The 15630-nt window shown below is 66.3% G+C and carries 12 protein-coding genes and 2 pseudogenes; 8 read left to right on the forward strand and 6 right to left on the reverse strand.

Going from position 1 to position 15630, the window contains the following annotated elements; translation table 11 throughout:
* Together NKF06_RS15415 and NKF06_RS15420 are read left to right on the forward strand one after the other, a co-directional pair.
* Positions 1 to 229, forward strand: a pseudogene (locus tag NKF06_RS15415) (hypothetical protein); the annotation flags it as partial.
* Positions 230 to 317: 88 nt separating this feature from the next.
* Positions 318 to 2267, forward strand: a complete 1950-nt coding sequence (locus NKF06_RS15420; protein WP_253245902.1) for a chloride channel protein — start codon at positions 318 to 320, stop codon at positions 2265 to 2267.
* A gap of 14 nt (positions 2268 to 2281) precedes the next feature.
* On the opposite strand, the gene NKF06_RS15425 is transcribed toward NKF06_RS15420, so the two are convergent.
* Positions 2282 to 2710 carry a hypothetical protein gene (locus tag NKF06_RS15425; RefSeq protein ID WP_253245903.1) on the reverse strand — a complete coding sequence of 143 codons (429 nt, stop codon included), beginning with the start codon at positions 2708 to 2710 and terminating at the stop codon, positions 2282 to 2284.
* A gap of 105 nt (positions 2711 to 2815) precedes the next feature.
* A complete protein-coding gene (locus NKF06_RS15430; RefSeq protein WP_253245904.1) occupies positions 2816 to 3733 on the reverse strand; it encodes a DUF106 domain-containing protein in 918 nt (305 codons plus the stop codon).
* A gap of 242 nt (positions 3734 to 3975) precedes the next feature.
* Here NKF06_RS15430 and NKF06_RS15435 point away from each other — a divergent pair, with 242 nt between their 5' ends.
* Positions 3976 to 4716 carry a helix-turn-helix domain-containing protein gene (locus tag NKF06_RS15435; protein WP_058826472.1) on the forward strand — a complete coding sequence of 247 codons (741 nt, stop codon included), beginning with the start codon at positions 3976 to 3978 and terminating at the stop codon, positions 4714 to 4716.
* Between the two features lie 268 nt (positions 4717 to 4984).
* Here the strand turns inward: NKF06_RS15435 and NKF06_RS15440 are convergent, their stop codons facing one another.
* The gene (locus tag NKF06_RS15440) at positions 4985 to 5212 is read right to left on the reverse strand and encodes a hypothetical protein (RefSeq protein WP_253245905.1); all 228 of its coding nucleotides are present in this window, start codon (positions 5210 to 5212) and stop codon (positions 4985 to 4987) included.
* Between the two features lie 360 nt (positions 5213 to 5572).
* On the opposite strand from NKF06_RS15440, the gene NKF06_RS15445 reads away from it, so the two are divergent.
* From NKF06_RS15445 to NKF06_RS15455, 3 genes are read left to right on the forward strand one after another with little or no spacing between them, the layout of a single operon-like run.
* Entirely contained in the window at positions 5573 to 7039 is a 1467-nt protein-coding gene (locus NKF06_RS15445) for a sodium-dependent transporter (protein ID WP_256477548.1), read from the forward strand.
* A 1-nt stretch (position 7040) separates the two neighbouring features.
* Positions 7041 to 7364 (forward strand): hypothetical protein, encoded by a 324-nt coding sequence (locus NKF06_RS15450; protein WP_058826473.1) that lies wholly within the window; start codon positions 7041 to 7043, stop codon positions 7362 to 7364.
* Positions 7361 to 8431, forward strand: coding sequence for a proline racemase family protein (locus NKF06_RS15455; protein WP_253245907.1), 1071 nt, complete (start codon positions 7361 to 7363; stop codon positions 8429 to 8431). Before NKF06_RS15450 ends, NKF06_RS15455 begins: the two co-directional genes overlap by 4 nt.
* 26 nt (positions 8432 to 8457) lie before the next feature.
* Here NKF06_RS15455 and NKF06_RS15460 read toward each other — a convergent pair whose 3' ends face one another.
* Positions 8458 to 9924 (reverse strand): MATE family efflux transporter, encoded by a 1467-nt coding sequence (locus NKF06_RS15460; protein WP_253245908.1) that lies wholly within the window; start codon positions 9922 to 9924, stop codon positions 8458 to 8460.
* Positions 9921 to 10511: a TetR/AcrR family transcriptional regulator gene (locus tag NKF06_RS15465; RefSeq protein ID WP_253245909.1), complete on the reverse strand. Its 591-nt coding sequence runs from the start codon at positions 10509 to 10511 to the stop codon at positions 9921 to 9923. The genes NKF06_RS15460 and NKF06_RS15465 overlap by 4 nt, the downstream gene beginning before the upstream one ends.
* A gap of 124 nt (positions 10512 to 10635) precedes the next feature.
* On the opposite strand from NKF06_RS15465, the pseudogene NKF06_RS15470 reads away from it, so the two are divergent.
* Positions 10636 to 12677, forward strand: a pseudogene (locus NKF06_RS15470) (histidine kinase N-terminal 7TM domain-containing protein).
* 47 nt (positions 12678 to 12724) lie between these two features.
* Here NKF06_RS15470 and NKF06_RS15475 read toward each other — a convergent pair.
* Positions 12725 to 13888, reverse strand: a complete 1164-nt coding sequence (locus NKF06_RS15475; protein ID WP_253245910.1) for a pyridoxal phosphate-dependent aminotransferase — start codon at positions 13886 to 13888, stop codon at positions 12725 to 12727.
* A 144-nt stretch (positions 13889 to 14032) separates the two neighbouring features.
* On the opposite strand from NKF06_RS15475, the gene NKF06_RS15480 reads away from it, so the two are divergent.
* On the forward strand, positions 14033 to 15630 hold a 1598-nt coding region (locus NKF06_RS15480), incomplete at its 3' end, for an acetate--CoA ligase (protein WP_253245912.1).

The raw sequence follows: 15630 nt of genomic DNA on the forward strand, positions 1-15630 counted from the left end.
CGCCGTCGCCAGCGTCCTCCTACTGGGCGTCGCCTGTACCGGCCTGTTGCAGCTCGCGGCGCGTGGCGGCCTCTCCTACCCCACTAAGTCCGCGGGCGTCCTCGTCGGGCTGTGGCTTGTCGGCGTGTCATTCGACCTCGGCGCGGGTCATCTCCTGATGTTGGTCGGCGTCTTCGCGGGCGGCTGCGTCGTCGCGACGCACGCCGCGCTCGTGTGCGCCGCCCCCTGACCCGCTTCGCGGCCGCTCGCCGCCCGGGTGTTCGAAGCGAAACTGACTAACACCCTATCGCGCAAGATTGACTCGGATGCCCCACGACGTGAGTGACGAGTCTACCCTGCGAGCGCGGGCCCGCAGGGCGATACGGACGGCGGAGGTCGAACCGCGGTACGAAGACATCGCGATGAACGTGCTGGCGGTCGCCATCGGCGTCGTCGCCGGGCTGGGTGCTGTCGTCTTCCGGGTCGGTATCTGGGTCGTCCAGGAACTGCTCTACGGCACCTCGCTCAACCCGGGGAACGTCTCGTTCGCGCTCGTGCCCGTGACCAACGCCTTCGACCTCCTGTCCCCGCTCGGGTCGCTCCGATACGCGGCCATCCCCGCGCTGGGCGGCCTCCTCGTCGGCGTCGTCGTCCTGCTCACGACCGACGCGGTCAAGGGCCACGGCGTGCCGAGCGTCCTCGACGCGATGCTGAACCGCGGCGGCCGCATCAGCCCGAAAATCGCCCTGTACAAGACGCTCGCGTCGAGCGTCGCCATCGGAAGCGGGGCGTCGCTCGGCCGCGAGGGGCCCATCATCCAAATCGGGAGTGCCGCCGGGTCCTTCTTCGGCCGGTTCGTCCGGTCGCGGCACACCCGGACGCTCGTCGCGGCGGGGGCGGCCGCCGGCATCGCGGGCACGTTCAACACGCCCATCGGGGGCATCATGTTCGCGCTCGAAATCCTCCTCGCGGAGTACTACCTCGGCCACGTCATCACGGTCGTTCTCGCCGCGCTGACGGCGACGGCGGTCGCTCGCCCGATTCTGGAGTTCTCGCCGACGCCCGGCATCCGCGAGTTCCTCGTGCCGGCGTCCTACCAGTTGGTGACACCGGCGGTCGAACTCCCCATCTATCTGCTTTTGGGCGTCGTCGTCGGCCTTGTCGGCGCGGGCCTCGTGAAACTGCTTTACGGCGTCGAGCACGTCTTCGAGCGCCTCGATGCGCCGGGCTATCTCAAGCCCGCGCTGGGCGGGCTCCTGCTGGGCGTGAGCGTCCTCGTCGGCACCGTCGTCCTCGGCGTCGCCCCCGGGACGGCCGCCGGACTCCTGCTCGGCGTCGGCTACGGCGTCGTCCACCGGAGCATCGACGGCGGCTTCCTCTTCGGTGCGCTCGTCGCGCTGGCGGTCCTCAAGGCGGTCGGCTTCTCGCTGTCGGTCGGCAGTGGGAGTTCCGGCGGCGTGTTTTCGCCGTCGCTGTTCGTGGGTGCCACCGTCGGCGGCGCGTTCGGCCTCGCGGTCCACGCGCTCGTCCCCGGGACGGCTCCCTCGGGCGCGTACGCGTTGGTCGGGATGGGCGGCATCTTCGCCGCGACCGCCGGCGCGCCGCTCACCGCCATCATCATCATTTTCGAACTCACCGGCCAGTACACCATCATCCTCCCGCTCCTCATGGTCAGCGTCGTCGGGAGCGAAATCGCGAGCTACCTCCTCAACGGCAGTACCATCTACACGCAGAAGCTCCGCGACCTCGGCTACACGGTCCAAGAGCGCCGCATCGGGAGCATCGAAGACGTCCACGTCGCCGACGTGATGACGAGCGCCGTCGACACCGTCCGAGCGGGAACGCCGCTTTCGGAGGCCGTCAAACGGCTCCGCGACACCGACCACGGCGGGCTTCCCATCGTCGAGGCTGGCGAGTCGCTCGCGGGTGTCGTCGTCCAGAGCGACGCCCAGGAGTACCTGACCGAGAACATCGAGGCCCTCGACGGCGACGACGACCCGGCGGCGGACCCGCCGGTCGAGGACGTCGGCACGCGGACCGTCGTCACGACGACGCCGAACAGCAACCTCCTCCACGTCGTGGACGCGATGGAGGCCGCCGACGTGGGTCGGGTCCCGGTCGTCGACGGCGCGGAGGTCGTCGGCATAATCACGCGGAGCGACGTGCTCGACGCCTACGACGATATCCCCATCGAGTCGGCGGTCGAACCGACTCGCTGTCGCCGGGGGGACGAGCGAGCGCAGTCAGACTCGCGGGCGACTCCCCCTGCCGCGGCGGGCGACCGCTGACCAGCGGCGGAAAATCAGTTCGCGCCGACCTCGGGACCGATGAGAATCCAATGGAGCCGGTTCTCTCCGCCGGGGTGGCGCTCCCACCGGACGTGGTAGACGGCAGGTCCGTGCGGGCACGACGCACAGCCCTCGGCGCACGGTGTCCGCTTGTGGACTTCGAGGTAGCCCGCGTGCGGCACGACTCTCGTGAGCACCTCGTCCGGGCCGCGGAAGCGCTCTATCGCCGCCTCACGGCCGAATACGCCGTCGGTGCGGTCGCCACCGCCGCCGATGTCATCGGCGTCGCGGGTCTCGCCCCTGCGGCGGTGTCCGCTGGGCGCCCCGCGGTCGCGCTCGTTTTCGACGTACTCGACGAGCGCTTCGATTTCCGCCTCGTCGAGTTCGGGTGTCGTCGCGGGCGAGTCGCTCGGCTCTCGCCGCTCGAATTCGTCGCGGTCCATGCCGGAGTCTCGTCGCGGCGTCGGTATATACGAACCGGTTTGAAATTCCCTAAGGGGTTGTCAAAGGTGGCGCGAGCTGAGGTTCGAGTGGGCAGTTCGCGTCGCTCAGGAAGAGCTCGTGGACTCCGGGTCCGAGCGGGCGGTCCCGGAGGGGTCGATACCGAGATACTTCTGACAGAGCTGTCTGGCGGCGAACGAGCAGAGGAAGTACCAGATGATCCACGCCGGCATGGGCCCGAAGACGGCGTCCTGCCAGCCGACCCGTCCGACGAGGGGAAGAATCACGTGTGCGGAGCCGGCGGCGATGTGGCCGCCGCGGACCTTCCAGCGCATCCAGAGGAACGCCGGGATGGTGACGAGCATTATCCAGACCATCGGCCTGAACTGCGCTTTCATGACGCTCCACTGGTCGCCCATCGCCTCCATCTGTTCTTTTTCGAGGCGTTCGAGGGCGTCGCCGTCGCCGCGCTCTTTCGCCGCCTCCCGGCGCGACTTCAAGTCGTCCATCCGGGCTTGGTGGCGTTCGAGGAGCGCCGTGTCCTTCAGTCGGTCCTGCATCACGGTTGAGTAGAGGCCGGTGGCCGCGGCGAGGACGATGACGACGGCGTAGAACGGTATCGAGTGCGCCAGCGGCCCGAGCACGACGTTGTCGATGCCGGCGACTGCGTTTCGGATGCCGGCGTTCGAGTAGCCGGCGAACAGGACGACGACGCCGAGCGCGCCGAGCTTGTCCCACCGAGACCACGATGACTCGGCGTCGTCGCTCTCGTCTTCAGTGCCGGAGTCGTGCGACTGCAGTTTCGAGGCGATTCGGTCGGAGTCGGACAGGACGAAGCCGCCGGCCGCGGCGTCGGTCAGGACGCCCCGCTCGATGAGGCGACCCCACTGACCGCTCGACAGCGCGTCGTTCACGTCACGCCAGCGGAGCTCTTCGGTCCCCTGTTTCGACCGTTCGACGACGACCGAGAGCGCCTCCCGCATCGCCGGATTGTCCAGTAACGTCTCTAGGGAGTCTGCGGGCATTCACTCGCCCCTATTCGAGCGGCCGTTATCAACGCTTCCCTCTGGCGGAACGCAGACTCGGCGACAGCCGTCGACTCGACGTCTTCCGAATCGATGGCTGCGGTCGCACCGACCGGTCTGTTCTCGATTTTGATACGCGGATTCGGCTCGGAATCGTCGGTGAACACGAGCGGTCGCGCTCGACATATCGGCCTCCCATGGTCGGTTGAATATATACTTCGCGGGGGCGTAATCGTCGTCATATGTCGAACGCTAGCGCACCGAATTCCGAACTCACGGGTCCGACCAGACTCACGCTCAAGGTCTGGCACCCGGACTGCTGGACGCTGGAAGTGACGGAGAACGTCGACGCCGGGGTCACCGCCCACACCGTGTACAACACGCCCGAAGAAACGGTCAAGGGACACTTCACGGTCTACGCCGACCGGGTCGAAGACATCGATAACTTCGTCCGCGCGACCGAGCGGTCGCGGTTGACTGACTCCGTCTCCGAGTTGAGTCCCCGCCACGAGTTCGACAACGGCGCGTCGAACGTCGGCAACACGACGCGGGAGTTGATGGTCGAGTACGACCCCGAAAACAGCATGACCGACTCGCTTCTATCACACGGCTTCGTCCACGACGCGCCCGTCCGCGTCGACGACGGCTGGGAGTACTGGCCGGTCATCGACACCGCCGACCGGGCCGACCTCCGCGAACGCCTCGACTCGCTGGAGGCGGCGAATCAGGCCGAAATCATCGTCACCAAGGTCACTTCCGTCGCCGGCGCGAAAAACCATGTCTCGCACCAACTGGACAAACTCTCGAACCGCCAGCGCGAGGTGTTCGAACTGGCCTGTCGGCGCGACTACTACACGTGGCCGCGAGCGACGACGACGCGGGAACTGGCCGACGAACTCGACATCTCGAAAACCACGCTGCTCGAACATCTCCGGAAGGCCGAGGCGAAACTCCTCAACCAGTACGCGGAGTCAACTCCGTAACGCCGCCGCCGCTCGTTATTCAATTCGATAACTTTCTCTCTAGTTTACTCCGGACACGGTGGTGTCGGTTCGACGGGTCGCGTCTGCGGTACCGACAGCGTCTTTCCGTTCAGTCGGCCCCCTGTGGCGCCCGCCACGTACAGTCAGTACAGCGTTCGATTCCGTGTCTCGTCTGCGTCTCCGAACCGCACTCCGGGCACCGTTGGGCCGACAGTCGTCCCGTGACTGAGTTCGTCATGGCTGAGTCCTCGGTGGAGGGTGAGTTATACTAGTGTCTGTCCATGGGAGGGTCGTCCTCGTGAGAGGTCGCGCGAGCGTACACGCCGCAACTCCGGCTTCGGAGTTCGCCCGCCTGCTGGAGTCGGCTACAGGCGTGTTCTATCTCGATAGGATGTCCGTCCACTCCGGAGAGTATCTCGTCTATCGGCGTCGCCCCTCGGCGGTCGAGAAGCGCGAGTACCGCCCGTTCGAGTTCGTCCGTCTGCTCGTCTCTCACGCGCACCGACGTGTTTCCGACTCGTGGTTCGTCCCGCGCTCGTCTCCCGGCGTCCGGTCGCCTTCGGCCCGCTCGTCGCTGGTCGTGACCATGCCGGTGGTGTCCGCTTCGTGGTTATATATTCATCCCCGACTATGATACGGCCCGACCGATGATTCGGACCGAAATTTCCCAGACGTTGATGTTTGATACTGGATTCTCAATCTCATAATAGAGGTCCTGAAATGGCTTGCTATCCGGATATAGTTGAAATGCCAAATCCATTATAACAGCGTTCATATGAATTTTTCATTGACGACCCCGACCATAGTAGCACATCCGTATAACTACCTTCTGTTCAAGGGTCTGGGTAGGATTATCATGTCAGACTCAGAGGCGAGAACGGCGAGAGAAGAGTGGGGAAGCCGGTTCGGCTTCCTCATGGCGATGCTCGGCGCGATGGTGGGCGCGGGCAACATCTGGCGCATGCCGTTTACGACGGGCGAAAACGGCGGCGGCGCCTTCCTCGTGGCCTACATCCTCCTGTTGTACCTCATCGCGGTTCCCGGACTGATGGCCGAGACGATGATCGGCCGCTACACGAACAATGGGGTCATCGGGGCGTTCAAGCAGGTTCTCGGGAGCAAGCGGGCGCAGGGTCTCGGCCTCGTGGTCCTCATCGTCAACGTGGCGCTGATGTCGTACTACGCGCCCATCATCGGCTGGGCGCTCTACTACGCCGGTCACTCGGTGCTCATGACGTTCACCCAGCCGGGGTTCCAGCCGCAGGCGTTCTGGGACGGATTCATCAACAACCCGGCGCTCGTCGTGGGGATGCACACGGTGACGATGGCCGGTCTGGCCGGCGTTCTCGTGTTTGGCATCCGCCGCGGCATCGAGCGCGTCGTGAAGTGGATGATTCCGTTGCTCGTCGTCGCGCTCGTGGCCGTCTCGATTCGCGGCGTCACGCTCCCCGGCGGCATGGAGGGCGTCGCGTTCGTCTTCACACCAGATTGGGGCTACCTCACCCGCGGCAGTACGTGGGTCGCGGCGCTCAGTCAGGCGCTGTTCTCGACGGGTCTCGGGTGGGGTATCGCGCTGACCTACGGGAGCTATCTCAGTCGGTACGACGACGTGCCGCTCGGCGGCGGCCTGTTCACCGCGATCGGGAACACGAGCATCGGCCTGCTCGCGGTGTTCGCCACGTTCCCCGTCGTCTTCGCGTTCGGACTCGAACCGAGCGCCGGGTCGAACCTGCTTTTCATCTCGATGGCGCAAGTGTTCCCCGAACTCCCCGGCGGGAGTCTGTGGGCCATCGTGTTCTTCGTCTCCTTCTTTTTCGCGACGTTCACCTCCGGCCTCGGCATCACTGAGGTCGCCGTCACCACGGTTTCCGAGGAGACGCGCCTCTCGCGGACTAGTGGTGTGCTCGCGTCCTGTGGCGCCATTTGGGTGCTCGGCCTCCCGAGTGCCTACTCCTCGGCGTTCCTCGGGCGGATGGACTTCATGTTCGGAAGCTTCGGCCTCCCGCTGGCGACGCTGTCTATCATCGCGCTCGTCGCGTGGAAGTTCGGCCCCGAGCGCGCCCGCGTGCTCGACCTCAACCGCAACGCCGGCATCTACGTCGGCTCGTGGTGGAACCCGGTCGTGAAGTACGTCATCCCCGTCGTGATGATGTTCATCCTCGGCTACGGCGTCTACTCCAGCATCGGAACCGCGAACCAGCGGTTGATGTTGCTCGGCGTCGCGTTCATGGGCGCGCTCGTCGTCGTGAGCACGGTCGTGATGAGCGTCGTCGGCGACGAGCCACCGTCCGGTTCCGCGGCGGTCCCGGGAGGTGACGACTGACATGGCGCTGTCGACGCTCACGTGGGTCTCGATGCTCGTCTCGCTTCTCCTGTTGCCCGGCGTTGCGGCCGCGGTCCTCGTCAGGTCGCTCCGCACCGAGGAGCGCAAACTCGCGCTCTTACGGGAACAGGGCGACGTCGATAGCTACTCCCCGCGGGCGCTTTCCGACCTCCGCGAGTGGATTCGCGCGAACCCCGACGACCCCTACGCGCCGATTGCCCGTCGCCGCTACAACGAATGTGTGCGGTCGCTTCGGGGGATTGATAAACCCCATTACGACTGGTCCGACGAACAAATCGCCCGGCTCGAACTGGTGGACGAATGAGCGGGCGCGACGCCGACACTGACACCGAGTCCGTCCGCGAGCGCGACGACCTCGCGTTCGACGACCTCACCACGGACGCGTCGTTTACGACCATCGACACGCACACCGAAGGCGAGCCGACTCGCATCGTCGTCGACGGCATCGACCGCTCGGCGCTCGTGGGTGACTCAGTTCGGGAGCGCCGGGACTCGTTCGCCGAGACCCACGACTGGGTGCGCGACCTGCTGATGCGAGAGCCCCGCGGCCACGACGACATGTTCGGGGCCGTCGTCGTCGATGCCAACCACCCCGACGCGGACGTGGGCGTCTTCTTCATGGACAGTCGAGGCTACCTCGACATGTGCGGCCACGGGACCATCGGCGTCGTCTCTGCGCTCCTCGAACTGGGCCGACTCGACCGACGCGAGACCGTCTGCGTCGAGACGCCGGCCGGACTCGTCGAGGCGACGCCCGAATACGCGTCCGACGGCGGCGTCGAGTGCGTCACGATAGAGAACGTCCGGTCGTTCGTTTACGACCGGGCGACCGTCCCGGTCTCGTTTCTCGACTCGCCGCTCTCCGTCGACGTCGTCTACGCGGGCAACTTCTTCGCGCTGGTCGACAGCGACCACCTCGACCTGCCCGTCGAACCACAGCACGCAGCGACGTTCGTCGATTGGGGCCTCGAAATCCGCGACGCCGTCAACGAGCGCCTCGATATCATCCATCCGCTCACCGGCGAGGAGGGCTCGGTCTCGATTACCGAGATATACGGCACGCCCGAGGACGTAGACCGGAGCATCGTCGTCTTCGGCGAGGGACAGGTCGACCGCTCGCCGTGCGGGACCGGGACGTGCGCGAAGATGGCGCTCCTCCACGAGGCCGGCGCGCTCGACATCGGCGAGTCGTACCTCCACGAGAGCATCGTCGGCACGCGCTTCGAAGGGAGGCTCGTCGCGGTCGACGAACGCGACGGCGTGACGCTGACGACGCCGCTCATCACCGGTTCGGCCCGCATCACGGGAAAACACACGTTCGTCAAGGACGCGAAAGACTCGCTTTCCGGGTTCAGTATCTCGGCGGAGTAGCGGGCTCCGACCGCTCTTTTTCCGGCTTAGTCCATCCCGCTCGATAGCTCCACGTCGTCGTTCTCTAACTCGCCGCCGGCCGGCGTCCCGCGGACGTCGCCCTCACGCCACGTTCCCCGGCGGAACCAGAGCCACGCGATGAGCGCGCCCACGACGTTCGAGACGAAGAACGCAATCCAGATGCCTCGCACGTCGGTGCTTCCGAGGAACCAGAAGTCGGTCGGCAGGAGCCCCTGCGACGCGACGAAGGCGACCGGAAGCCGGATACCGGCGAGCGTGACGACCGATATCACCGCGGCGATGAGCGTCTTGCCTGCGCCCCGGAAGCCGCCGGTGAACGCCCGCATGATGCCGATGAAGCCGAACGACAGCGAGACGTACCGCAGGAACTGCGCGCCCACGTCGAGGACCGTAGCATCGGTGGTGAACACCGAGACGATGGGCTCAGGAACGAGGAAGATGGCGAGTCCGAGCAGGCCGAGGACGAAGAACAATCCCTTGGCTGCGACGTAGTTCGCCTGCTCGGCGCGGTCGTACTTCCCCGCGCCGATGTTCTGGCCGGACATCGTCTCGACGCCGCGCGCGACGGCGATGGCCGGGAGAAAGATAACCGAGAACACCCGGGTGCCGATGCCGAACGCCGCGACGACGGAGGTCGAAAACAGGCCGACGACGATGAGAAGTGCGTTGATAGAGAGCGCGCGACCCGTCCCCTCGATGCTGGCCGGGATGCCGATGCGGAGAATCTTCCGCAGGTACCGGAAGTCCGGACGCATGTCCGTGAGGTGAATCTGGATGCCTCTGGTGCCCGACACCATGATGGCGATGCCGACGACCATCGCGAGGACCCGCGAGATGACGGTGGCGATGGCCGCGCCCTGAATCCCGAGTTCGGGGAACTGGATCGGCCCCAGCGCCCAGCCGTTGATGAAAAACGGGTCGAGGACGACGTTGAGGACGACGGTCCCGAACATCACGAGCATCGGGGTGATGGTGTCGCCCGCCCCGCGCATCAGCGAGATGAACACGAAGAAGCCGAACATGAACGGCAGGCCGAGCGCGATGACCTGCATGTAGGCCGTCGCGCCCGGGAGCACGTCCGGCGAGGCCCCGAGGAAATCGAGGAACGGACGGACGAGGGGGTAGCCGACCGCGCCGAGCACCGCGGACCCGAGAAACGCGAACGTGACGGTCTGGGAGGCCGCGTACTCGGCTTTGTCCGTCTCGTCGGCCCCAGTGTGTTGGGCGACGAGGACGCTCCCGGCGACGGACAGTCCCATCCCGAGCGAGATGAGGAGGAACACCATCGGGAAGGCGAACGAGATGGCCGCGAGCGCCTCCGTGGAGTACTGGCCGAGCCAGAACGTGTCCGCGAGGTTGTACGCCGTCTGGAGGAGGTTCGTGACGACGATGGGGAGCGACAGGTAGAGAAGCGGCCTGACGATGCCGCCCTCGGTGAGATTGAGTTCCTCTTGTCCCTTGAACAGGCTCATCGCTCCACCTCCGCGCCCGGCGTCCAGCCGAGGTGGAGTTCGAGGGCGTCCTCGACGACCCGCCGGGTCTCAGCGGGGCGTTCGCCGAGCGCGACGGCGCGGGCGTGTGCGCCGTTGCTCATGGTCGTGACGAGCCGCGCAATCTCCGCCGGGTCGGCCTCGTCGAACGCCCCGGATTCGACGCCGTCGCGGACGATGTCGGCGACGGTTCCGCGCATCACGTCGTCGAGGTCGAGGAAGCGCTCGCGGAACAGCTCGTGGTAGGGCGCTTGCGCCTTCAACTCCATGAGCGCCACGGGGAAGCCGTCGACGTCGGGCACCTCGGGGTTGAACACCGCGTCGAGAACCGCGTCGAGCCGCTTTCGCGGGTCGGACGCGCCGCACGACAGCTTCGACTCGAATCGCTCGATTCGGTCGTCGAGGAAGGCGTTGAGAAGCTCCTCTTTCGTGTCGAAGTGGTAGTGAATCGCGGCGCTCGTTACCGACGACTCGTCCGCGATTCGCTGCATCGTCAGGCCGGCGTACCCGTGTTCGCAGAGCGCCCGGTTGGTCGCTTCGAGTATCTCGGCCCTGGTCTCTGCGTCCATCTTCTGTCCCGGCTTACTGACCGGTCAGTTAAGAGACTTTGGACCGCCAAACCCTTCGTTAGGGCGACTCACGGCCGGCCGTCTGCCAGAGTTTCTAAGTGGCTGACCCGGGTACTCGAGTGTAGTGCCTCTCTCACTGTCACCGTACGTTGGTGCGCTTCTGCTCGCGACCGTGATTTCCGCCTGGGTCGCGAGCTACGGCTGGCAGTACCACGACGAACCGACCGGGCGGTGGTTCGTCGCCCTCGCTCTGAGCGCCGGCGGTTGGTCGCTGTTCGAGGCGTTTTACCTCCTCGCCGACTCGGTGTCCGTCCGCCTCCTGTGGTTCGTTCTCATCTTGATACCCGCGGAGGCGGCGATCTTTTTCACCCTGCTTTTCGCCCTCGAAATCGCGGGCTACGAGCGGTTGGTCTCTCGCCGCACCGCCACGCTGTTCGCCGTGTGGCCCACGTTGACCGTCGTGGGGGCGGTAACGAACGCGCTCGGACTCCACGCGCTGCTGTGGGAGTCGCTGTCGTTTTCGACCACCGGTGGAATTACGACGGCCGATGTCGTCTACGGACCGCTGTTCTGGGTGGATATTGTCTACAGCTACGTCGCGGTCGGGGCCGCGCTCGTCGCCCTCGGAATTCACTGCCTGCGGAGCCGACAGATATACCGAAAGCAAGCGCTCCTCCTGTTCGTCGCGGTTCTCGTTCCCCCCATCGTCGGCGCGGTGTATCTCGTGGTACCGTTCTCGCCCGCGAACCCCATCGCCATCTCGTTCGCCGCCACGTCGTCGCTGCTCGCCGTCGGGCTCTCGCGGTACCGAATCCTCGATATCAGCCCCATCGCGCGGGACCTCGTCATCGAGCGGATGGCCGACCCCGTCATCGTCGTCGACCGGAAGGGCCGGTTGGCCGACACCAACCCGTCGGCGAGGGCGCTTTTCGACGTGGAGTCCTCGTCGCTGGGTGCCCCCGTGGCCGACGTGTTCGACGTGGAGGCCGCCGAGGCCCTCGAAACCGGAGGGGAGCTCCGGGTCGTCGACGACAACGGCGAGGCGCGCTACTTCGAGGTCGACAGGTCGGCCGTGACCGACGGCCGGGACGCGGTTCGCGGCCACCTGCACATCCTCCACGACATCACCGAGCGCCGCGTCCGCGAGCGGTGGTTCCGCGCGCTCACGGAGAACGCTTCCGACCTCATCTTCGTCCTCGACGCCGACGGCTCGGTCAGCTACCTGAGCGACTCGGCCGCCCAGACGCTCGGCACCGACGAGGACCCGAGCGAGGTGCAGACGCTCGCGCGGTTCCTCCACCCCGACGACGAGGACGCCGCCATCGAGACGTTCCGGGAGGCGGTGGCGCGCCCCGACGAGGACGCCACCGCCGAACTCCGGTTCCGCAGTTCGACTCGCGGGTGGCGCGTCTTCAGCGTCCGGTGTCGGAACCTCCTCGACGACCCCGTTGTCGGTGGCGTCGTCGTCAACGCCCACGACGTGACCGACCGGCGAAAACACGAACAACAGCTCGAAACGTTCGCGAACGTCGTCTCGCACGACCTGCGCAACCCGCTGAACGTGGCGGAGGGCTACCTCGACTTGGTGAAGGAGGCGGAGCGCCCCGACCCGGACCACGTCGAGCGAATCGAGGCAGCCCACGAGCGCATGGGCGAGATTATCACCGACGTGCTCGCGCTCGCTCGCGGCGGCACGGTCGACGAGCGCGAGAGGTCTCGCTCGACGCCGTCGCGACCGAGGCGTGGGCGAACGTCGACACCAAATCGGCCGCGCTCGAGGTGGCCGAAAGCGCGTCGTTCGCGGCGGACCGGACTCGGCTCCTCCAGCTTTTCGAGAACCTGTTTCGAAATTCCATCGAACACGTCGGCGACGGCGTGACCGTCACCGTCGGCCGACTCGCCGACGACGCGGGCTTCTACGTCGAGGACGACGGCCCCGGCGTCCCGCCGGCGGACCGCCCGAAGCTCTTTGAATCCGGCTTCACGACCGCGGCCGACGGCACCGGCTTCGGTCTCGCAATCGTCCGCACCATCGCCGACGCTCACGACTGGTCGGTCGGCTACGAGGACGCCGCGGACGCCGGCGCGCGGTTCGTGATTCGGGGCGTCGAACCCGCCGAGAACTCGGCGGCGGAGGCGGACGCGGCGTCGGCTGACGACGCCTGACTACAGTCCCGACCGGGTCGCCGCCGGGATACTACCAGGTCACCGGACTACCAGAAGCGGTTCTCGTCGAGCCGTCGCAGCGCCTCCTCGATGGTCGCCTCGTTGCGGGAGAAGGTAAACCGGACCCAGTCCGCGGACCCCTCGGTGTAGAAACTGCTCCCGGGGACAACCGCGACGCCGGCCTCGCGGACGAGTCGGTGCGCGAACTCGGTGTCGTCGCCGTCGCCCGGATAGCGCGTCAGCATGTAGTACGCGCCGTCCGGTTTCACGGGATCGAGGCCGACCTCTCGGAGCCCGTCGTACAGCAGTTCGCCGCGGCGCTCGTAGGAGTCCGAGAGGTCGTCGTAGTAGTCCGCCGGGAGCGACAGCGCTTCCACCCCGGCCCGCTGGAACGGCGTCGGCGCGCAGATGCTCGTGTAGTCGTGGACCTTCCGGAGTTCGGCCGACAGTGGCTCAGGTGCGAGCGCGAACCCGACGCGCCAGCCCGTCACGGAGTACGTCTTCGACAGCCCCGTGCAGACGACGGTCCGGCCCGCGAGCCCGTCGATTTCGACGGGGCTGACGTAGTCGTCGTCGTAGACGATGTGCTCGTATATCTCGTCGGTGACGACGACGAGGTCTTCTTCTTCGGCGACCTCCGCGACGAGTTCGAGTTCGTCGGGCGAAAAGACGTTGCCCGTCGGGTTGTGCGGGTGGTTGAGAATCAGCATCGACGCGTCTTCGGCGGCGTCCCACAGCGCGTCGGCGTCGAGTTCGAGGCCGTCGGTGATGTCGAGCGGCATCGGCTCCCCTCCGGCGAACTGGACGGCCGGGATGTAGCTCTCGTAGGTCGGCTCGAAGTAGATGACGCCGTCGCCGGGGTCGCAGAGCGCGAGGAGCGTCGAGACCACCGCCTCGCTCGTCCCAGTGGTGATTGTGACCTCCGTTTCGGGGTCGTAACGGACGCCCTTCCACTCGGCGTAGCGCTCCGAGACCGCCTCGCGGAGTTCCGGGTGCCCCCACGTAATGGTGTACTGGCTCGACGTGTCGATTGCGCCTTTGGCCGCCTCCTTCACGCTTGCCGGCGTCTCGTCCTCGTCGGGGATGCCCTGCGAGAGGTTGATGGCGTCGTGTTCGTGCGCCTCGCGGGTCATCTCTCGGATGACGGACTCGCGGGTTCCCGCGACGCGCTCGCTCCCGATGGGCCGGGAGAACGCGGTCGGATGTGGCATACGTGGGCTGGGACTGGCTGACACAAGAAGCTTGGCGGACGCCATCGGTAGCCCGAGTCGCGCACACCGACGAACGTTTTAATGCGATGAGGCCGACGTAACTCCTGTATGTCGAACCGTCGTGGGCCGGACTTCGAAACGAGGATGGCCGAAGACGAGGAGATACCGCCTCCGGCGTCGTTCGTCGAACAGGCCACCGTCACCGACGGCACCGTCTACGACGAGTTCGAGGAGAACTGGCCCGGCTGCTGGGAGCGAGCGGCGGCGACGCTTGACTGGTTCGACTCCTACGAGTCGGTCCTTCCCGACGACGAACCCCCGTTCGAGTGGTTCGACGGGGGGACGCTGAACGCCTGCTACAACTGTCTCGACCGCCACGTCCAAACCGGGGCGAAGAACCGCGTCGCCATCAAGTGGGAGAGCCACCTCGGAGAGACGCGGACGTACACGTACCAGGACCTCTACCGCGAGGTCAACGAGTTCGCCGCCGCGCTCCGCGCGCAGGGCGTCGAGGAGGACGACGTGGTCACGCTCTACATGCCGATGATTCCGGAGCTACCCATTGCCATGTTGGCTTGCGCCCGCATCGGCGCGCCCCACAACGTCGTCTTCGCGGGACTGTCGGCGGACGCGTTGGCGACCCGACTGGAGAGCGCGGACTCGGCGTTCCTCGTCACCTGTGACGGCTACTACCGGAGAGGGAGCGCCATCTACCTGAAGAGCAAGGCCGACGACGCCCGTCTCAAGGCCGCCCACGACCTCGAGGAGATGGTCGTCGTCGAGCACCTCGGCGAGACCGAACATCTCGGAACGGGACAGCACACCTACGACGAACTGGTCGACGCCCACGCCGGTGCGGAGGTCGACCCGGTCGAACGAGCGGCCGACGACGTGCTGTTTCTCATCCACACGTCGGGGACCACCGGCGAACCGAAACGAGTCGAACACGTCACCGGCGGCTACCTCGCCCACGTCACGTGGACGTCGCAGACGGTGTTGGACCTCAAGCCCGAGGACACGTATCTCTCTACGGCGAACATCGGCTGGATTAGCGGCCACTCGTACGTCGTCTACGGGCCGCTGGCGCTCGGTACGACGACGGTGATGTACGAGGGTACGCCGAACTACCCGGAGAAAGACCGCATCTGGGACCTCATCGAAGAGAACGCCGTCGACGTGTTCTACACGGCTCCGACCGCGATTCGGTCGTTCATGAAGTGGGACACGTCGCTCCCGGCGTCGCGCGACCTGTCGAGTCTGCGCCTGCTCGGCACCGTTGGCGAACCCATCAACCCGCGCGCGTGGAAGTGGTACTACGAACACATCGGCGACGGGAACTGTCCCGTCGTGGACACGTGGTGGCAGACCGAGACCGGCGGTATGATGATAACCACTCTTCCGGGCGTCAAGAACATGAAACCCGGCACCGCCGGGCCGCCGCTGCCGGGCGTTGGCGCTCGGGTCGTGGACGGCCGCGGCGAGGAGGTTCCTGCGAACGAGGCCGGCTATCTCGTCCTTACGCGCCCGTGGCCCGGCATGCCGCTCGCGCTCCGACACGGCCACCGATGGGGTGAAGAGGCGGCGAAGCTCGACGTGGACGGCTGGCACTACTTCACCGGCGACGGCGCGAAAGTGGACGACGACGGCTATATCACCGTACTCGGGCGCGTTGACGACGTCATCAACGTCTCGGGTCACCGCCTCGGAACGATGGAAATCGAGTCGGCCATCGTCGGCGTCGA

Source organism: Haloferax sp. AB510, from assembly GCF_024136985.1.
Lineage (GTDB): Archaea > Halobacteriota > Halobacteria > Halobacteriales > Haloferacaceae > Haloferax.